The 17,987-nt window shown below is 64.0% G+C and carries 16 protein-coding genes; 10 read left to right on the forward strand and 6 right to left on the reverse strand.

All coding sequences use genetic code 11. The features are described from left to right. Nucleotides 1-6: 6 nt before the first annotated feature. From ACSKT0_RS12995 to ACSKT0_RS13005, 3 genes are all read left to right on the forward strand, one after another. A complete protein-coding gene (locus tag ACSKT0_RS12995) occupies nucleotides 7-2,124 on the forward strand; it encodes an ABC transporter permease subunit (RefSeq protein ID WP_437770187.1) in 2,118 nt (705 codons plus the stop codon). 158 nt (nucleotides 2,125-2,282) lie between these two features. Then, nucleotides 2,283-2,735, forward strand: coding sequence for an SRPBCC family protein (locus ACSKT0_RS13000; protein WP_437770188.1), 453 nt, complete (start codon nucleotides 2,283-2,285; stop codon nucleotides 2,733-2,735). After that, a complete protein-coding gene (locus ACSKT0_RS13005; RefSeq protein WP_437770189.1) occupies nucleotides 2,736-3,611 on the forward strand; it encodes an SDR family oxidoreductase in 876 nt (291 codons plus the stop codon). Nucleotides 3,612-3,653: 42 nt separating this feature from the next. Here the strand turns inward: ACSKT0_RS13005 and ACSKT0_RS13010 are convergent, their stop codons facing one another. Beyond that, nucleotides 3,654-6,149, reverse strand: coding sequence for an ATP-dependent Clp protease ATP-binding subunit (locus ACSKT0_RS13010; protein ID WP_437770190.1), 2,496 nt, complete (start codon nucleotides 6,147-6,149; stop codon nucleotides 3,654-3,656). 171 nt (nucleotides 6,150-6,320) lie between these two features. Here ACSKT0_RS13010 and ACSKT0_RS13015 point away from each other — a divergent pair, with 171 nt between their 5' ends. The 4 genes from ACSKT0_RS13015 (at nucleotide 6,321) to ACSKT0_RS13030 (ending at nucleotide 9,948) form a co-directional block, all read left to right on the forward strand. Next, a complete protein-coding gene (locus tag ACSKT0_RS13015) occupies nucleotides 6,321-6,785 on the forward strand; it encodes a GatB/YqeY domain-containing protein (RefSeq protein WP_437770191.1) in 465 nt (154 codons plus the stop codon). A gap of 28 nt (nucleotides 6,786-6,813) precedes the next feature. Beyond that, nucleotides 6,814-7,677, forward strand: a complete 864-nt coding sequence (locus ACSKT0_RS13020) for an HNH endonuclease (protein WP_437770192.1) — start codon at nucleotides 6,814-6,816, stop codon at nucleotides 7,675-7,677. A 199-nt stretch (nucleotides 7,678-7,876) separates the two neighbouring features. Beyond that, on the forward strand, nucleotides 7,877-8,233 hold the full coding sequence (locus tag ACSKT0_RS13025) for a YegP family protein (RefSeq protein WP_437770193.1): 357 nt from the start codon (nucleotides 7,877-7,879) through the stop codon (nucleotides 8,231-8,233). Between the two features lie 122 nt (nucleotides 8,234-8,355). Continuing rightward, a complete protein-coding gene (locus tag ACSKT0_RS13030; protein ID WP_437770194.1) occupies nucleotides 8,356-9,948 on the forward strand; it encodes an AMP-binding protein in 1,593 nt (530 codons plus the stop codon). Between the two features lie 33 nt (nucleotides 9,949-9,981). Here the strand turns inward: ACSKT0_RS13030 and ACSKT0_RS13035 are convergent, their stop codons facing one another. The 4 genes from ACSKT0_RS13035 to ACSKT0_RS13050 all read right to left on the reverse strand — a co-directional run bounded on the left by ACSKT0_RS13035 (nucleotide 9,982) and on the right by ACSKT0_RS13050 (nucleotide 11,601). Further along, nucleotides 9,982-10,575: a hypothetical protein gene (locus tag ACSKT0_RS13035; protein ID WP_437770195.1), complete on the reverse strand. Its 594-nt coding sequence runs from the start codon at nucleotides 10,573-10,575 to the stop codon at nucleotides 9,982-9,984. Nucleotides 10,576-10,610: 35 nt separating this feature from the next. Beyond that, the gene (locus tag ACSKT0_RS13040) at nucleotides 10,611-10,910 is read right to left on the reverse strand and encodes a hypothetical protein (RefSeq protein WP_437770196.1); all 300 of its coding nucleotides are present in this window, start codon (nucleotides 10,908-10,910) and stop codon (nucleotides 10,611-10,613) included. An 8-nt stretch (nucleotides 10,911-10,918) separates the two neighbouring features. After that, nucleotides 10,919-11,251 carry a hypothetical protein gene (locus tag ACSKT0_RS13045; protein ID WP_437770197.1) on the reverse strand — a complete coding sequence of 111 codons (333 nt, stop codon included), beginning with the start codon at nucleotides 11,249-11,251 and terminating at the stop codon, nucleotides 10,919-10,921. Between the two features lie 173 nt (nucleotides 11,252-11,424). Continuing rightward, complete coding sequence (locus ACSKT0_RS13050; RefSeq protein ID WP_236818202.1) at nucleotides 11,425-11,601, reverse strand: CsbD family protein; 177 nt, start codon at nucleotides 11,599-11,601, stop codon at nucleotides 11,425-11,427. Nucleotides 11,602-11,746: 145 nt separating this feature from the next. Between ACSKT0_RS13050 and ACSKT0_RS13055 the strand changes: the two genes are divergently transcribed. Continuing rightward, nucleotides 11,747-12,718 (forward strand): magnesium transporter CorA family protein, encoded by a 972-nt coding sequence (locus ACSKT0_RS13055; protein ID WP_437770198.1) that lies wholly within the window; start codon nucleotides 11,747-11,749, stop codon nucleotides 12,716-12,718. 26 nt (nucleotides 12,719-12,744) lie between these two features. On the opposite strand, the gene ACSKT0_RS13060 is transcribed toward ACSKT0_RS13055, so the two are convergent. Further along, entirely contained in the window at nucleotides 12,745-14,403 is a 1,659-nt protein-coding gene (locus tag ACSKT0_RS13060; protein WP_437770199.1) for a phosphodiester glycosidase family protein, read from the reverse strand. Nucleotides 14,404-14,883: 480 nt separating this feature from the next. On the opposite strand from ACSKT0_RS13060, the gene ACSKT0_RS13065 reads away from it, so the two are divergent. Continuing rightward, the gene (locus ACSKT0_RS13065; protein WP_437770200.1) at nucleotides 14,884-17,205 is read left to right on the forward strand and encodes a hypothetical protein; all 2,322 of its coding nucleotides are present in this window, start codon (nucleotides 14,884-14,886) and stop codon (nucleotides 17,203-17,205) included. Nucleotides 17,206-17,298: 93 nt separating this feature from the next. Further along, nucleotides 17,299-17,955 carry a class F sortase gene (locus ACSKT0_RS13070; RefSeq protein ID WP_437770201.1) on the forward strand — a complete coding sequence of 219 codons (657 nt, stop codon included), beginning with the start codon at nucleotides 17,299-17,301 and terminating at the stop codon, nucleotides 17,953-17,955. Nucleotides 17,956-17,987 lie beyond the last annotated feature (32 nt).

Genomic DNA, 17,987 nt, shown 5'->3' on the forward strand with positions numbered 1-17,987 from the left:
CAAACCATGAGTGAGTTGGCAACCCCGGACCCCGCCGACGTCGGGCCCCTGCTTCGGCTGGAGGGCATCGACAAGAACTTCGGGCCGGTGCAGGCACTGGTCGACATTACGCTTGAGGTACCGATCGGCAAGGTGACTGCGCTTGCCGGCGACAACGGCGCGGGCAAATCGGTATTGATCAAATGCGTCGCCGGCATTCACACGCCCGACGACGGGCAGCTGTTTTGGGAGAACCAGCCCGTACGGTTGAACTCGCCGCACGAAGCGGCGGCGCTCGGAATCGAGACTGTCTACCAGGACCTTGCGCTGTGCGACAACCTCGATATCGTGCAGAACCTGTTCCTCGGCCGCGAACGCCTGCGCCACTTTCTCCTCGACGAAGAGAACATGGAGATCGCGGCCCGGGAGACACTCGCGAGCCTGGCCGTGACAACAGTGCGATCGATCCGGCAACCCGTCGCGTCGCTGTCCGGAGGGCAACGCCAGTCCGTGGCCATCGCGAAGTCGGTGCTGTGGAACTCGAAGCTCGTCATCATGGACGAGCCGACCGCGGCCCTCGGCGTCGCCCAGACGGAGGTGGTCCTCCACCTGATCCGCCAGCTCGCCGACCGGGGCGTCGCCGTCATCGTCGTCTCGCACAACATGAACGACGTGTTCGAGGTCGCAGACCGCATCGCCGTGCTCAGGCTCGGGCAGCTTGTGGCCATCCGGCCTGTCACGGAAATGGACCGGCAGATCGTGGTCGACCTGATGACCACGGGGTTCTCCGATCGGGCACGGCCGGAACTCGCGTCGCCACCGCCGTCGGACCGTCAGCTCACCGCCGCAAAGGGTCCGCTCCCTTCCGCGGCAGCCGTGCTCCAGGACGAGCCGACCACGGCAGCCGCCAAGCGGAAGGCCGCATTGGCGTTGAACCCGGACATCACCGCGACGTCGCTCCCCGAATACTTCCGCGCGGCGTTCGCGCGGGTCCGGGGCGGCGAGAGCGGAGTGCTGCCGGTTCTTGCGGGCCTGTTGCTGATCTCGGTGTTGTTCCAATCGTTGAACCCGAACTTCCTGACTGCCGGGAACATGGTGAACCTGCTCATCCAGGGTTCGGTCTTCATGCTGTTGGCGATGGGCCAGGTCTTCGTCCTCCTACTCGGCGAAATCGACTTGTCCATCGGGTACGTCGGTGGTGTGGGCGGCGTCATCATGGCCGAACTCGTCCAGGAGTCCACCGGCTGGCCGTGGTGGGCGGCGATCGCCGTCGGCCTGCTTGGCTGCGCGGGGATCGGGCTGCTTCATGGCACGATCATCACCCGCCTCGGATTGCCGTCGTTCGTCGTGACCCTTGGCGGCCAGCTCGGCTGGCTTGGCGTCATGCTCATCATCCTCGGCAGCGGCGGCGTAGTGCCCATCAACGACAACGTCATCAACAACATCGCGAGCGGCAACCTCAGCCCCGTCACGAGCTGGATCCTCATGCTCGTCGTCGTCGGAGCGTTCAGCGCGTGGACGTGGCTGCGCGACGCCCGCCGGCGCAACACCGGGCTCGTCGCGCCGCCCGCCAGCGTGAGCGCCCTGAAGATCGCGGCCGTGCTCGCCGCCGGGGTTGCCATCGTGTGGCTCTGCAATACGGACCGCGGCATCCTGGTCGAAATCAGTGGCGTTCCGTGGGTCCTTCTCGTGGTGCTCGGAGTCCTCGCCGCATGGACACTGCTGCTTGGGCGAACCCGGTTCGGCCGTTACGTCTACGCCATTGGCGGCAACGCCGAGGCCGCGCGGCGGGGAGGCGTGAACCTTGCCCGCATTCGCACCCTCGCCTTCATCCTCGCTTCCTTCACCGCAGGAATCGGCGGAATCGTCTACGCGTCGCGGCTCCGTTCCGTCTCGACGTCGTACGACGGCGGCACGCTGGTGCTTTATGCCGTGGCGGCAGCGGTCATCGGCGGGACCAGCTTGTTCGGCGGTCGCGGCAAGGTGCTGCACGGCGTCCTGGGCGGACTCGTGATCGCCACAATCGATAACGGAATGGGCTTGCAGGGCTACAGCGCACCGGCAAAGTACGTCGTCACGGCACTGGTTCTCGTCGCGGCCGTGACGATCGACGCAGTCGCGCGCCGCGGGCGCTCCCGGACGTAACCGGCTTTTGGAATGGGCGGGCACGGAAGCAGCTACCTGGCCCGTCTGGACTTGGATAATCAGCAGGCTTAACGTTCAAGAGTGACTGGCTTCCCGGACGGACGGTCCCAGGGGCAATCCCTTCGGCCAGGTCACGCAGGTCCGAGCGAGGAGGAAAGATGCGGAAGGTTGAAGAAACGATTGACGTGGCCGTCCCTGTCCGTACGGCTTACAACCAATGGACGCAGTTTGAGTCCTTTCCCCGATTCATGTCCGGGGTGGAATCCGTAACCCAGTTGAGCGACACGACCAACCACTGGGTCACGAAGGTAGGGGGTGTGGAACTGGCATTCGATACGGAGATAGTCGACCAAGAACCCGACGACCGGATTGCCTGGCGCAGTATTGACGGCAAGTCGCACGCCGGCATCATTAGGTTTTCCCCGCTGGACGCGAACCACACGCACGTCAAAGTCCATTTCGAATGGGAGCCCGAAACCGTCATGGAGAAGGCCGGAGCGGCACTCCAAATTGACGAGATGCAGGTGAAGGCGGACTTGAAGAAATTCAAGGAGTTCATAGAGTCGCGCGGAAACGAAACCGGAGGATGGCGCGGTGAGGTGGAGGAGTAAATGACGGACTCAGGACCAGTGCTTGTGGTCGGGGGCACCGGGATGCTGGGCAGCCAGGTCGTGTCGAGGCTGCTGGCAGGTGGAAAACAAGTCCGTGCCTTGGTGCGGCCGGAATCGGACGCGAGCCGCCTCGAGCAGTTAGGGGCCACGATCGCCCGAGGCGACATGATGGACCCGGAGTCGCTGGTGGAGGCCATGGACGGCGTGGACGCTGTGATCACCTCAGCTGCGGGATACACCCACCATCGGGACGGCGACAGCCCCGTCATCGACACCGTAGGCAACACCAACCTCGTCGATGCCGCCAGCCGCGCCAGTATTCGCAGATTCGTCCTCACCAGTATCCTCACGTGCGATCAAACCCCGGAGGTTCCGCACTTCTGGCACAAGAAACTGACCGAGGATCGCCTGGAAGAACTGGGGGTCCCGTTCGTGGCCCTGCGTCCGGGCGCCTTCCTTGAGCAGATCGCCCGCTTCGGCGACCCTTTCATCGAAGGGCGGCTTACGTGGTTCGGGTCTTCGAGCGTTCCCCTGACCTACGTTCTTGCCAGTGACCTGGCCGGGTACCTCGCGGCGGCAGTCGACGCGAGGGGCGTCGAAGGTCAGCGCATCGACATCGGTTGGGACCGGCCGGTAAGCATTCAGGACATCGCCGATATCTCTGCCCGGATGCTTGGGCGGCAGATTGAGCTCGTCCTCACCCAGATGAACCCGCTCAATCCGATGGCGAAGGACCTCGGGGCGATGATCGACTGGTTCGGGACCGGCCGCTACGTCGCCGATACCTCACGGCAACGCGAAGTCTTCGGCCCACCGCCAACCGCGGAGGACGCCGTCGGGCGCCTGCTCACGAGCCTCGGGCACAAGCTTCACTGAGCCAGCCCGACGGCGGCCGCACGGGGCAGCGTGTGACCCGCGTTAGCTCACGGCGGGAAGCGCGTCGGGGATGCGCGGCTTAGCGTTGCCGGCGAAGGTGAATTTGGCGTCGTCGCCTTCGCCGTCCACATCGACCACCACGATGTCACCCGGGTGCAGCTCGCCGAAGAGGATCTTCTCGGAGAGCTGGTCCTCGATCTCGCGCTGGATGGTGCGGCGCAGCGGCCGGGCGCCCATGGCCGGGTTGTAGCCGCGCGTGGCCAAGAGGACCTTGGCTGCGTCCGTAAGCTCGATGCCCATGTCCTTGTCTGCCAGATGCTGTTCCAAGCGACGGATCATCAGGTCCACGATCTCGATGATCTCGTCCTGCGTGAGTTGCGGGAAGACGATGACGTCGTCAACGCGGTTGAGGAACTCGGGACGGAATTGCTGCTTGAGCTCCTCGGTGACCCGCGCCCGCATCCGGTTGTAGCCGGTGGTGGTGTCCGTGCCGGACTGGAAGCCGGTGGCCACGCTCTTGGATATGTCGCGGGTGCCCAGGTTGGTGGTCATGATGATCACCGTGTTCTTGAAGTCCACCACGCGGCCATGGCTATCCGTCAAGCGGCCGTCTTCCATGATCTGCAGCAGCGAGTTGAAGAGATCGGCGTGGGCCTTCTCCACTTCGTCGAACAGCACCACGGAGAACGGACGACGCCGGACCTTCTCCGTCAACTGGCCACCCTCGTCGTAGCCGACGTAGCCCGGAGGAGCACCGAAGAGACGGGACACGGTGTGCTTCTCGGAGTATTCGGACATGTCCAGCGTGATGAGGGCATCCTCATCGGCAAAGAGGAATTCCGCCAGGGCCTTGGCGAGCTCGGTCTTGCCGACCCCCGTGGGGCCGGCGAAGATGAACGAGCCACCCGGACGCTTGGGATCCTTCAGGCCTGCACGAGTGCGGCGGATCGCACGCGACACTGAATTGATCGCCTCATTCTGCCCAATAACGCGCTTGTGCAGCTCCTCCTCCATCTTGAGCAGGCGGCTGGATTCTTCCTCGGTGAGTTTGAAGACCGGGATACCGGTGGAATTCGCGAGAACTTCGGCAATCAGCTCCTCGTCCACCTCGGCGTTGCCGTCCGTACCGCCGGCCTTCCATCTGAGCTCCCTTTCCCTGCGCTCGGCGACAAGTTTCTGCTCCTTAATACGCAGCGACGCGGCGCCCTCGAAGTCCTGGGCATCGATGGCGGATTCCTTCTCCATCTTCACCTCTGCGATGCGTGCGTCCATCGCTTTCAGCTCCGGTGGCCGGGTCATGCGGCGGATGCGAAGCCGTGCACCGGCTTCGTCGATCAGGTCGATCGCTTTGTCCGGCAGGAAGCGGTCCGAAACGTACCGCTCCGAGAGGCTCGCCGCGGCCGCCAGTGCGCCGTCGGTGATGGTCACCCGGTGGTGCGCCTCGTAGCGGTCACGCAGGCCCTTGAGAATCTCTACAGTGTCGGCCACCGACGGTTCCTGGACCTGGATCGGCTGGAAGCGGCGCTCCAAGGCGGCGTCCTTCTCAATGTGCTTGCGGTACTCATCCAAGGTGGTGGCACCAATGGTCTGGAGTTCACCACGGGCCAGCAACGGCTTGAGGATGGACGCGGCATCGATGGCACCTTCCGCAGCGCCGGCACCCACGAGCGTGTGGATCTCGTCGATGAAGAGGATGATGTCCCCGCGGGTCCGGATTTCCTTGAGGACCTTCTTCAAGCGCTCTTCAAAGTCACCGCGGTAACGGGAACCGGCCACTACGGAGCCCAAATCGAGCGTGTAGAGCTGTTTGTCCTTCAGGCTCTCCGGCACGTTGCCCCGGACGATCGCCTGGGCAAGGCCCTCGACGACGGCAGTCTTGCCGACGCCGGGCTCACCGATCAGCACGGGGTTGTTCTTGGTCCGGCGGGAGAGGACCTGCATGACGCGTTCCATCTCCAGCTCGCGGCCGATCACGGGATCAAGCTTGTTTTCCCGCGCTGCTTGCGTAAGGTTGCGGCCGAACTGGTCCAGCACCACCGAACCGGCCGGAGCAACCTCGGCTTGGCTTGGTCCGGCGACCATTCCACTGGGATCCTTGCCCTCATAGCCGGAGAGCAAGTGAATGACTTGCTGGCGGACCCGGCCAAGGTCGGCGCCAAGCTTGACGAGGACCTGCGCGGCAACGCCTTCACCCTCGCGGATGAGGCCAAGCAGGATGTGCTCTGTACCGATGTAGTTGTGGCCGAGCTGAAGGGCTTCACGGAGGGCGAGCTCAAGCACCTTCTTGGCGCGCGGGGTGAACGGGATGTGGCCGGACGGGGCTTGCCGCCCCTGGCCGATGATCTCCTGCACCTGTTCCCGGACGCCATCGAGCGAAATGCTCATCGACTCCAGCGCCTTGGCGGCTACCCCCTCACCCTCCTGGATCAGACCCAAAAGGATGTGCTCGGTACCGATGTAGTTGTGGTTGAGCATGCGTGCCTCTTCTTGGGCAAGCACAACAACGCGACGGGCACGGTCCGTAAATCTCTCAAACATTTCGCCACACTCCTGGCAGCCGCCTACCTTGATGCTACGTCGCTGAGGGCCTTCTTGGGGGATCGCCGGAGACAGAATTTTAGATACCGGGCAGGCCGGCCGCACGGCTCTTCTCCACAGACGGTCCAGACCGTGAAGAATGAGAACAACCACCGAGTAGAGGGAATTAACATGAGCACCCTGAAGCAACGCCTGCATGCCGACGTCGTAGTCCACATGAAGGACCACAACAAGACCGCGCTCACGACGGTCCGCAACGTCCTGGGCGAAATAGAGACGCGTGAAAAGTCCGGCAAGACACCTATCGAGCTGGACGACACGCAGGTGACGGCGCTGCTGCAAAAGGAAGCCGCCAAGCGCAGGGACACGGCCCGCATTTACACGGATGCCGGCGAGGCCGAGCGCGCTGCGGCGGAAATAGCCGAAGCGGAAGTCATTGAGGCGTACCTGCCCAAAATGTTGACGCCCGCGGAAGTCGAAGACATCGTCGACGAGGCAATCGCCGTGTTGAAGGCCAGTGGTCAGGAGCTTACTATCAGGCAGATGGGCGCCGTGATGAAGCCCGTCACAGCAAAGGTCGCCGGCCGCTTTGACGGCAAGGCGGTCAGCGAAATCGTCCGGACCCGACTCGCATAGCTTCACCGGCACGCAGGGAGGAGCAGCCATGGCCGCCATCATCCTGGGATGGAATCCACGGCTTGGGAACGACTGGAACTACGAGGCTGTAATCGAGCAGGTCGCGGAAACAGGTCAGTTCCTGGAGCGGTGGAACGTCGGGCAACACCGGAAGATCCAGCCAGGCAACCTGGCATGGCTGCTCCTGCAAGGCGGGGGCCCTCACGGACGGGGGCTGATCGGACACGGCGTGGTCATGTCCGAAAGCTATGAAGCGCCACAACGCACCGAACCCCAGAGTATGGCGCGGTACGTAAGCGTGGCCTTCGATGCCCTGCTCCCCTTCGGCGGCCAGATCCCGTCGAGTGTCCTCTCCAGAGAAGTGCCGGACGTGGCCTGGAATACCTTCCGTGGTTCTGGACGGTTCATTCCGCCGGAATCAGAACCTCTCCTTCAGCACGTGTGGCGGGAGCACGGGCCAGCGGTCTCTGAGCCGTGCCAGATTATTCCAGGGACCTACCCTGAAGGAGCCGTCAGCAGGATTGAAACGAACCGCTACGAGCGGGATCCTGAAGCCCGCCGGATCTGCCTGGCTTTCCACGGGACGTCGTGTGCCGCGTGCACTTTCTCCTTCGAAGTAAGCTACGGGGACATCGGCAAGGACTTCATCCACATCCACCACGTGGTTCCCGTTTCACAGCTTGGCAGCGACTACCGGCTCGATCCCATAACGGACCTTGTGCCGCTGTGTGCGAACTGCCACGCCATGGCACACAGGGGCGTGGGCACCCCTCGCACAGTGGCGGAACTGCGCCGGGCCATCGCCGCCGCCGGGCATTTGCCCGGCCAAATCGTGGACGACAGGGCATTGGCGGCCCAGGACGCCGCACACCGAATCCTTGAGCAGCGGTGACCAAAGGGCCGCCCTTTGCACTAGCCAGCCAAGGTTCTTCCCCGTATTTTGGTTAACTACACCGTGTGGCGAGCACCACACACACTGTGAGTCAGATGATCCATTTGCCGGACGAGAAATCACTGGGGCGCAACGTCGCGCCCCAGACCGGCGAAACCTACCGGGCGTCACGCGCCGCCCGCTGTTCAGGAGGATGCGCATGACCGGGATGTTTGAACTCTTCATCGACGAGGACACGAGCTTCAGATTCAGGCTCAAAGCACCGGACGGAACAGTGGTAGCCGTCTCCAAGTCCTTTCCTGACAAGCGTGCTGCGGTGTGCGGCATCAGTGACGTCCGCGAATATGCAGGAATGGGCCTGATAACCGATCTCTGCCCCGAAGTCCCACTTCGCGGACCAGCGCCCACGCCACCGGCTCCCGTTGTGAGGCAAACCAGTCCTTCCGCGATGCCGCCGCTTCCGGCCCCGCCGCGGCACCATGGTCCCCTCCCCCAAAGAGATCGCACCCGGCCCTGGCATACTCCGGCCCTGGTCGACCATCCTGCACCGGTTTAGTTGAGGCGTAGCCCTAAAGTTGGACGACATCCGACCGCGGCGGCCCTTGTCCCGGCCCCGCGCCGCCGGGTGTAATGGACGCACGACGGCGACTCCCGCCGTCGTGCGCCGAAGGAGCCGCAATGTTCACCAGCCCGTACGCTGATGTCGAGATCCCCGAAGTCACGATTTATGAGTATCTGTTCGGTGGGCTGGGCGTCGAGGACCTTGACAGGATCGCGCTCGTGGACGGCACCTCGGGCGCGGAAATGACCTACCGGCAACTCGTCAGCCGAGTCGACGCCACCGCAGGCTGGCTCGCTGGCCGCGGGGCAGGCCCGGGGACTACCTTGGGCCTTTTCTGCCCCAACGTGCCGGCCTTCGCCGTCGTGTTCCACGGGGTCCTCCGCGCGGGTGCCGCCGTCACCACGGTCAACGCGCTGTTTACCGCCGATGAAGTCGGAAGCCAGCTGAGCGATGCTGGCGCCTCCTGGCTCTTCACCATCTCGCCCTTCCTTGAGCGGGCGGAGGCCGCGGCGCTGCTTGCCGGGATCCCGGCGGAACGCCTCGTGGTGCTCGACGGCGGCGAGCTCGCTCCCGCCGCGGGGCATCCGTCGCTAACGGACGTGCTCGAAGCCGGTCTTCCCGCACCGACTCTCAGTGTCGATCCGCACGCCGCCGCCGTCGTGCCCTATTCCTCCGGCACGAGCGGCACGCCTAAGGGTGTTCTGTTGAGCCAGTACAACCTCGTGGCGAACGTCGCACAGTCGCGTGCCTTCTTCCGTGTGACTCCCGACGACGTGCTGCTCGCCGTCCTGCCCTTCTTCCACGCCTACGGCCTGACAGTGCTGCTCAATCTCGCCCTCGGCGAGCGGGCCCGGCTCGTCACGATGCCGAAGTTCGACCTCGCCGAGTTCCTCCGGATCACGCAGGACCACCGCTGCACCTACCTCTTCATCGCGCCGCCCATCGCCGTCGCGCTCGCGAAGCATCCTTTGGTGGACCAATTCGACCTTTCGTCCGTGCGCGCCGTGCTTTCGGGTGCGGCGCCCCTCGACGGCGAGCTGGGGCACGCTGTTGCGAAGCGGCTCGGGTGCACGATGCTCCAGGGCTACGGAATGACCGAGCTGAGTCCCGTGTCCCACGCCATTCCGCGTGACGGCGCCGAGCGCGTCCCGCTCGACTCTGTGGGCTACACCGTGCCGAACACGGAGTGCAAGCTCCTCGACCCGGCAACGGACGAAGAGATCGAAGTCCCGGCCGAAGGACCTAGTGCTCCCGGGCAGCTCCTTGTCCGCGGCCCGCAAGTCATGCTCGGCTACCTGAACCGGCCCGACGCAACCGCCGCGACGATTGATCCGGATGGCTTCCTCCGTACCGGTGACATCGCAACCGTCACTGCCGACGGCGTCGTGACGATCGTCGACCGGCTCAAAGAGCTGATCAAGTACAAGGGCTATCAGATCGCGCCGGCCGAGCTCGAAGCCCTTCTGCTCACCCACCCCCTGATCGCGGATGCCGCGGTCATCGGCATCCATGCGGACGACGGCGAAGAGGTACCGAAGGCGTTCGTCGTCCGGCAGTCGGGGGCCGAGCTCGGGGACGGCGATGTCATGGAGTTCGTCGCCGGGCGGGTGGCGCCGTTCAAGCGAGTGCGATCGGTGGAGTTCGTCGATGTGATTCCCAAGTCGGCGTCGGGAAAGATCCTCCGGCGGGAGCTGCGCGCGAGGGCCTAGGAATGCGTGTCGACTCCCTGGCAATGTCCCTGGCTACGCTTGGCCCGGCGAAACCGGCGGGACGCGCAGGCTTCCATACCGCTCCATGCGGTGCCACCGCAGGTGGACCCCGGCCAAGGCCGTCACTACCGACTGGATGACCACGAGGTACATGAGCTGACGATAGACGAACTGCTGAAGCGGAAGTGTCCACAGTGGGCGCAGCAACTCATTGTCGAGCCTGAACGCATAGGCCGCCATGAGGAATTGAACCAGGAGGAAAACAAGCCAGAGCTCCCCGATCCGGACCGGATCAAGAAAAACCAGGCCGTAGATCGCGAAGACATCAACGATGGGCGCGAACAAGGGAAGCAGCACCTGAAGGACCAGGAGGTAGCCGAGACCACGCCGGCCGAGTTTACCGGCCTGGCCGCCCTGCACGACCGCGCCGCGGTGCTTCCACATGGCTTGAAGCGTGCCATAGCACCAGCGGTAATCGCCCTTCGGCAGTTGGGAGCCCGTCCGCGTTGGAAGCCGGTGTCGATGGGGATGACGGAAGATTACGGGCTGCCGGAGCACGTTGGGACCGCACATGAAAGCAACCAGCAAGAGGATGAGGATTCGCATCCCGTAGCCCAAAAGCTTCATATTCGACGATCCTCCGGGTTCAATGTTCAAAACGGCTAGCGCTTCGCGAGCGTTCGCAGGAGTTTCAGGGCCACGGAGATCGAAGCGAGGTCCACCTGCCCGGGTTTGGTGACCTCCACGAACGTCTCCTTGATCCTTCCCAGTTGCTCCTGGCGTCCGCTCTCCCACTCCACAATCCGTTCCACGGCAGAGGTACCGGAGGCACCGCTCGCCCGGGTCGCCTGCATGACGGAAATGGTGATGTCGACGACGGCGGAATAGGCGTCGTCACGCAGGGCTGCGCGGGCCAAGGCTTCCCACCGGCTTTGACGCGGCAGGTCAGTGATGCGCAGCAACAGCGTTCCTACGCCGATCCAGTGAATGACCGTGTGGTACATGTCGGCGATGGCAAATCGGAGGCGCGCCGCCCGAGGTCACTCGGCATCCCGATGTCGTCCGTCACCACTGCGACAACGCTGGCATCCAGTTCGGTCAGGATCCCGACGGCGGCCTGCCCGGGCGCGCGCGACGACGCCACTTTCAGATGGTGCCCCGCCCGCGCCCGGAGCGTCTCAGGACTATGGCTCCGCAGATCCTCCGGGGGCACCTGGGCGTAGTATTCGGCCAGGAAAGTTTCGCTGGGCTCACGGGAACCCGGTGATTTCGCCTCCCCCGCCGGCACCGATTCGCGTGTCATGTCAGCGCGCCTCCACTGCGGGTGCCACTCGCAAACTGGGGTTGACGATCCAGCCCCCGCGCCTCCTTCATCATGGCTGGCCGCACCGACGCCGTCCAGTGCTGCAAAAAAGTATCAGGACACCACGCGGGCGCGGGCCGCATGGCCCGCGCCCTGCTATCGGCGTCTGCGGACTAGTGCTTCCTGAAGGCGCCCTTGATCTTTTCGCCTGCCAGCTTCAGATCGGCCCTGACCTGACGGGACTTGCCCTCAGCCTTCAGCCGGTCATTGCCGGTGGCCTCGCCGGCCGCTTCCGTGGCCTTGCCGTGGAGTTTCCCGGCAGCGTGATGGAACCTCTCACCCCAACCCATAATGGCTCTCCTTAGTCGGCGGCCCGCGGCGGGACACCGCGAGGCCGCACTTAAATTGTAGGTACGGAACGAGGGCAAAGGCAGGTCCCGAGGTGAAGCCTTGCCGCTCAGGAAGCATGGATACGCGTCCCGTACCATGGGGCGGATGGTGTTCATACGGCTATACCGCGAAGGCAAACTCGAACGTGACGATGTCAGGGCCCACGAGATCGAAGCCCTGGCCCGCCAGGATGACGTGGTGCTGTGGATCGACTACACGAACCCGACGGCGGATGACCTGCTCGGCGTGGAAACCGTGTACGGGCTTCACCGACTCGCCGTCGAGGACGCCGTCCACGATTTTCAGCGGCCCAAACTGGACCGATACCCGAACCACCTGTTCCTTTCGGCTTACCAGGCGGCGCTAAAGCCTGGCGCCGGCGAACTTGCCGTCGTCGAAATCTCGGCATTCGTAACCCATAACGCCCTGGTGACGGTGCACGGGCCCGAGTTCGACACCGACGAACTGACGGCGCACTGGGACTCGGAAACCGACCTGGCCCAACACGGAGTGCCGTTCCTCTTCTGGGGCCTGCTGGACATGATCGTCGACGGGCACTTCGACGCCGTCCAGGAACTCGATGGCTACATCGATGCCCTCGAAGAGTCGCTTTTCGACGACCACTCCCCCGACCACGACCTGCAGCGGAAGACCTTCGAACTCCGCAAGAACCTCGTCCGGCTCCGCCGCGTCGTCCTGCCCATGCGTGAAGTCCTCAATACCCTCCTCCGGCGGGAAGACCTGGTCGGCTGCAGCCCGGCGATGCAGCCCTTCCTGCAGGACGTCTACGACCATGTGCTGCGTGCCTCCGAATGGACGGAATCGCTCCGCGACCTGGTCACCACTATCCTGGAAACCCACATCAGCATCCAGGGGAACCAGATGAACCTGGTCATGAAGAAGGTCACCAGCTGGGCCGCAATCATCGCCGTCCCCACTGCCGTGACCGGCTTCTTCGGGCAGAATGTGCCATTTTTCGGCTTCCAGAGCGATTACGGCCTCTGGCTGTCCTGCGCGCTCATGGCCGGCGGTTCAATCTTCCTGTACCTCGCCTTCAAGAAGCGGGACTGGATCTAGCTGGTTCCCCTTGGAGGTCCGCTGTCCTACTGATCGGCCTTTCGGGAAGGAAGTACCAAGAGCGCGTCCCCGACCGCGCGTTCCGATCCGCCCGACGGGCTGTTCTGGACTTTCCCATCGGCAACGGCTGTTGTTGACCCGCCCCCGTCGAGATTCATGGCCTGGACCATGCCGAGTGACACCGCGACGTCAGCCTCTTCCTTTAGGCTCAGCCCCAGCGAGGAAGTTGAGCGTCCGTCCGCGGTGACAAGCATGGTCCTGCCCTGGGCATCGGTCCCGGCGAAGGTCCGGGGGTTCCGCTTGTGGACCCAGCCGTAGTAGAAGCTGTTTCCATCGTTGTGATGCACCATGCCGTCATGCCCGGCAGTGACGTCCACGCTGCCGTCTTTGACGAGCAAGGGTCCGCCGTTGACGACGCTCGTGGCCTTGTTGGTGTGCAGGGGCTTCCCGTCCTGGCCGAGCAATCCGACGTCGATCTTCAGCTTCGCGCCCACGGGAGCGAGTGCACGGAGCCGTGCGACGTCGGTTCCAGTGGCCTGGATGGTGTGTCCGCCCGCAGGGACGGCCCCGCCACGGGTTTCGGCGATGGATGTGACGGTGTCGTGGCTGTCCACCATCACTTCAAGGCCCGGGCCCGTGGGCGTGGTCGGCCCGAATTCCGGAGTGAAGGTGACGAGCTCGTTGGAGTTCGTGCAAGTGACGTCCTGGAGCGGGCCCGAGGTAGGCAAGTCATTGGCGCCGCCGCAGTTACGGATCAGGCCCGGCACCCGGTCGATACCGTCCAAAGTCGCTTCTCCGGAAGGGGCCGAGATTTTCCCTGACCAGGTGAGCCGCTGGATATTGCTGGCGTTCTTCTTTCCGTCAATGACGAGGGCCGGGCGGTCCGCCACGGCTTCGCTGAGAATCTTGCCTCCGTACACACCAACGCCGGCGGGGTCGCCTTCAGCACCGGCCTTCGGGTCGAAGACGAAGAAGCCTGCATTCACAGCGGCGAGGGCGTGGGCGTCCGATGCCAGCTGGCTGGTCGTCTCCCGCTTCTCCAGGTCCGGGCCGAAGGAGGCGGCGAGCTGGCCCTGGTAAGTCCCAGGGTCGATCGTGATGACGTCAAGATTCCACGGTCCGCGCGTCGTCGTGCTGGTTTCGGAGTCGCCGTCCCAACCGGTGTAGATCACTGAGGACGCGAAACCGGCGGCTTTGATCTTCGCGACGACTGAGGCGCCGTCCGCGTGAGCGGCAAAATGGCCGGCGCGGACCCGGTAGCCCAAGTCGCCGCCGGCGTCGGCAAGCTGCGGCGACTGGACATGTTCAACGCGGGCATCGACGCCGGCGGCCTTCAGCTTGTCGGCTGTGCGCTGCGCAGTAGCCTGGCTTGAGAGCGCCGACGCCGGAGCATCCGGATCCGGCGAGTCAGAGGGGATGGCTACTTCGGCCGTCCAGAAGAGCGAGGAGTCAGCTCCACCCCGGCTGATTTTGGTGAGTGTGACGCCGGGCGCAAGGGTTGTCACCGTCCGTTTCTCGGGAAGGTCAGCGGCGCCAAGGTTGAGGTGGGCACCCTGATCAGTGCTCTTGCCAACTGTCCGGACATCGTCCGCATGGGTGGGGCCCACGGGGCTGAGGAGCGCTGAAAAGACGGCCAGAACGAGCCCCCCAGTGAGGGCACTGCGACGTTTGAGGGAGGCTTTCATACGTCCACCGTATAAAGACCAGACGGTCACCAGTGCCGGTTTTCGGGTTTCGCAAAACCTATTGACCGAACCTTCATGCCACGTTCACTTGCCGGCCGAGTTGCGACCTGGGGCCAGATTCCCGGTTCCGCCTGCGGAGGGCTTGGGAACCCGGCTTGACCAACCCGATTCCAAGGACACATCGTTTGGCACCGCCTCGTCAGGATACGACTCACGACTGGCAACTTGCGATACATCGTGATGGTGATCGCTTCCACGCCTTTCGGACCGCCCGGGCAATGAAAGATGTTCGTCGCAAAGCGAGCGATTCAACTGGCAAATTTTTGACAGTTGAAGCCACTGAGAAGGCCCCTTTCAAGCCCCGACAGTCGAAAGCTACACCCTTCTCTCGGATTGCGTTTTGTCCGGCTCTCTACACACAGGACCACCCGAAGTGTGGTCATCGCGTGTATGGGCGCGGTTGAAGAGAAAGGGACATAAGTGACTCACGGAAGATTCGAACGGGACGCGGGCAACCCGCCGGGACAGACTAAGGGCTGGTCGGCGTTCGCCAAGACCGGTGCCTTGACAGCCGCCGGCGCCCTGGCCCTCTCCGCTATCGGGACCGGTGGCATCCTTGCGGCGCCTGCGGCGCACGCCGCAACTGACCTGCCGGGCATGCATCGATCGGGCATCAGCGTCCAGGCTCCGCCGCCCCGGGCGTTTGGCGATTGGTCGATGTGGCTGGGATCCCTGAACCTGAACGGTGCCGCCGGTGGTCCCACGGCTTTCTGCTTCGACGTCGGGATCCCGGCCGGACCGGCCGGATCCGGGGCGGTGGGCTCCCTAGGAAACCCGCAGCTTAATTACGCGATCCAGAAGTACCAGGGTGACCCTGCTAACCACGCAGCCTTGGCGTACTTGGTACACGAGCTCGCGGATCCGAGGTTCAACGTGCCGTGGAACGGCAACGGGGCTCCTTACCCTAACCTCCGGGACTCATCGGATCCGCAACTGCCCGGTGTCCGCGCCCAGGCGGCGGCGATACTCGCCGACGCCCAAGCCAATTCCGGTCCGTATTCCGCGCAGCCTAAGCTCTCGATGGACGCGAACGGTCGCGGCGGCACGGTCACCTCGACGGAACTGGTTTCCGCAGCCGGGAACAAGCTGGGCGGGTTCTCGGCCCGCGCCATCTTGAACGGCCCCGCTGTGTGGGCAGGAACGAACTCCCAGGCCGTCAACCTCCATACCGGAGATCAGCTCGGCTTCGCGGCTACCGGAAACGGAACGGTGTCCGTGACGCTGACGATCGACGCACCCGGGTCGTCGGCTACCACGTATTCGGTGCCCGGCTTCCAGAACCTTCTCGTTGCCGGCGGGGCTCAACCCGTCGCGGGAACGTCAGCCGACGCCAAGGTGATCTTCGATTTCCAACCCGAAGCGACCTCGACCGCCGGTCGGTTTGTGGAGGGCGGCCAGCCCCTGGTGGACGTCCTGCACGTGAACACGTCCACGGGGAACACCAATGACTGGGCTTTCGTGAACGGCGGCAACGTGCCGGCCCGCTTCGACGTCGACTGGTATTACAGCCCGGTCAGACTCGCCCCGACCGCCCAGATCCCGGCTGCGGTCGTGAAGGTTGCCTCCGGAACTGGCACCGCAACGGGACCGGGTGACGTGAAGGTGACCGCTGACAAGAACGCGGACAGGGCCGGCTATTACTACCCTGTGGCCCGCTTCTCAAAGGGGGCCCAGCCCGCCGGGCTGCAGCAGTACTTCCGTGCTGACTGGACCGCTGGCTTCAATGATCCTCATGAGGAGACCATCCAGAAGTACCAGCCGGCGGTGGCGACCAAGGCATCGGCCATTGAAAACGGGAAGATCTACGACGTCATCACCGTGACCGGCAACGAGCCCGGCAAGGAACTCTCCGTGACCACGGATCTGGTTCTGACCTCCGCTGCCCCGATTACCGGCGGCACCGACACCGTTCCTGCTGATGCCGACGTCATCGGAACCGTCACCACGAAGGTCACCGGGAACGGCGAATTCAAGACCGCGGCCGTCGAGGTTCCATGGGAGAAAATCGTCGCCGAGAAATGGTCCAAAGGCCTGAATGCCAATCTGTACTTCTCCGAGAAGATCGACGGTACCGAGTCCACCAAGGCGTGGGACGGCAAGGAACTGCTGCCGAACGAAACCGTCCCGGTCAAGAAGCCTTCGATCATCACCAAAGCCTCCGAGAACGGCACCGTGCCGCTCGTGGCCCACGACATCGGAATAGTCTCGGGCACCATCCCGTCCGGCACCGGCATCAAAGTCACCACCAAAGTGAACCAGTACAAGTTTGACGACTCGACCGACGGGTCCGCCCAGGCCGTCTGCGCCAACCCGTCTTGGTCCTCCCCGGACCAGGAAGTCACCGGTGCCGGTGAAATCACCTACCCGGGCCACACCATCGCCCACAAAGGCACCTACGGATACGTCGAGGAACTTAAGCTGACGATCGATAAGGGCGAGGGCAAGGAACCGTTCACCACGGAGTTGCATAAAGGCAACTGCGGCGAGAAGAACGAAACTGTCATCGCCTTCCCCGAAGCCGTCACTGTTACCCCAAACAAGCCGGCCCTGATGGTCAACACCGGATTCGCGCCCACCACCGGCACCGCACGGGAAGCCGGGCCGAACATGCCGCTGCTGATCGCGGGCGGCACCGCCTTCGCACTGGCTCTCCTCGGAGGAGCAGGGCTGTTGTACCGCAAACGCTTCGACAACCGCGGAGTTGAAACGGACAACATCCAAGCGGACGAACATGCTGACTAGAAGCACCTAGCTGTCAGGTTGACGCGGGGCATCCGGATCCAGCCACCCACGCTGATCACCGGGTGCCCCGCCCCACACCCAAGGAAAAGACAAATGATCAAAACCCGCAGCTATCCCCGCGCCCGGTGGACCAACGTTGCACTGACAACGGTCGTCACCTGTAGCGTGGCCGGAGCCACCGCAAGCGTCTTGGCCTTCACCTCACCACCCGCTCCCCCAGCGGCTCCGCAGGCACCTGTGCCGGCGCCGTTTACAGCCGCAGGACCGGACACGTTCACCGGCCCGGCCGCGATCCGCAACCTTCCGCCTAACACGCTTTCCATCCCGGGCGTGGACCTCAAAGTAGGGCTCGTGGACCAAGGCCATGACGGTTCCGGCTACCTGGTGGTCCCGGATGCCTCCAAAGCTGCCCGCTACAGAGAGTCGGCGGCTGTGTGTGCCGCGGAGGGATCGACCCTGCTGGCCGGGCACGTGAACTTCCCGGATGGGTCGCTCGCGCCGATGGCTTCCCTCGTCCGGGTGACCAAGGGCATGCCCCTCTACGTATCCGACAACGCCGGCGATACCTGCAGATACAAGATCATCGGTTTGGAATCATTGGGCAAGACGTCCCTGCCGGCAGACAACTTTGACGAGGGCCCACACCTACTTCGGGTCGTTACCTGTGATCTTGCCAGTCCCTTCGTGACGATTGCCGGGCATGCCCAGTTCGCCAACAACACTGTGGCCACCGCAATCCCCTGGCCATGACTCACCGCACCGGTCCAGAGCGGGTTGGCTCC

Source organism: Arthrobacter sp. KNU40 (assembly GCF_051515115.1).
GTDB lineage: Bacteria > Actinomycetota > Actinomycetes > Actinomycetales > Micrococcaceae > Arthrobacter.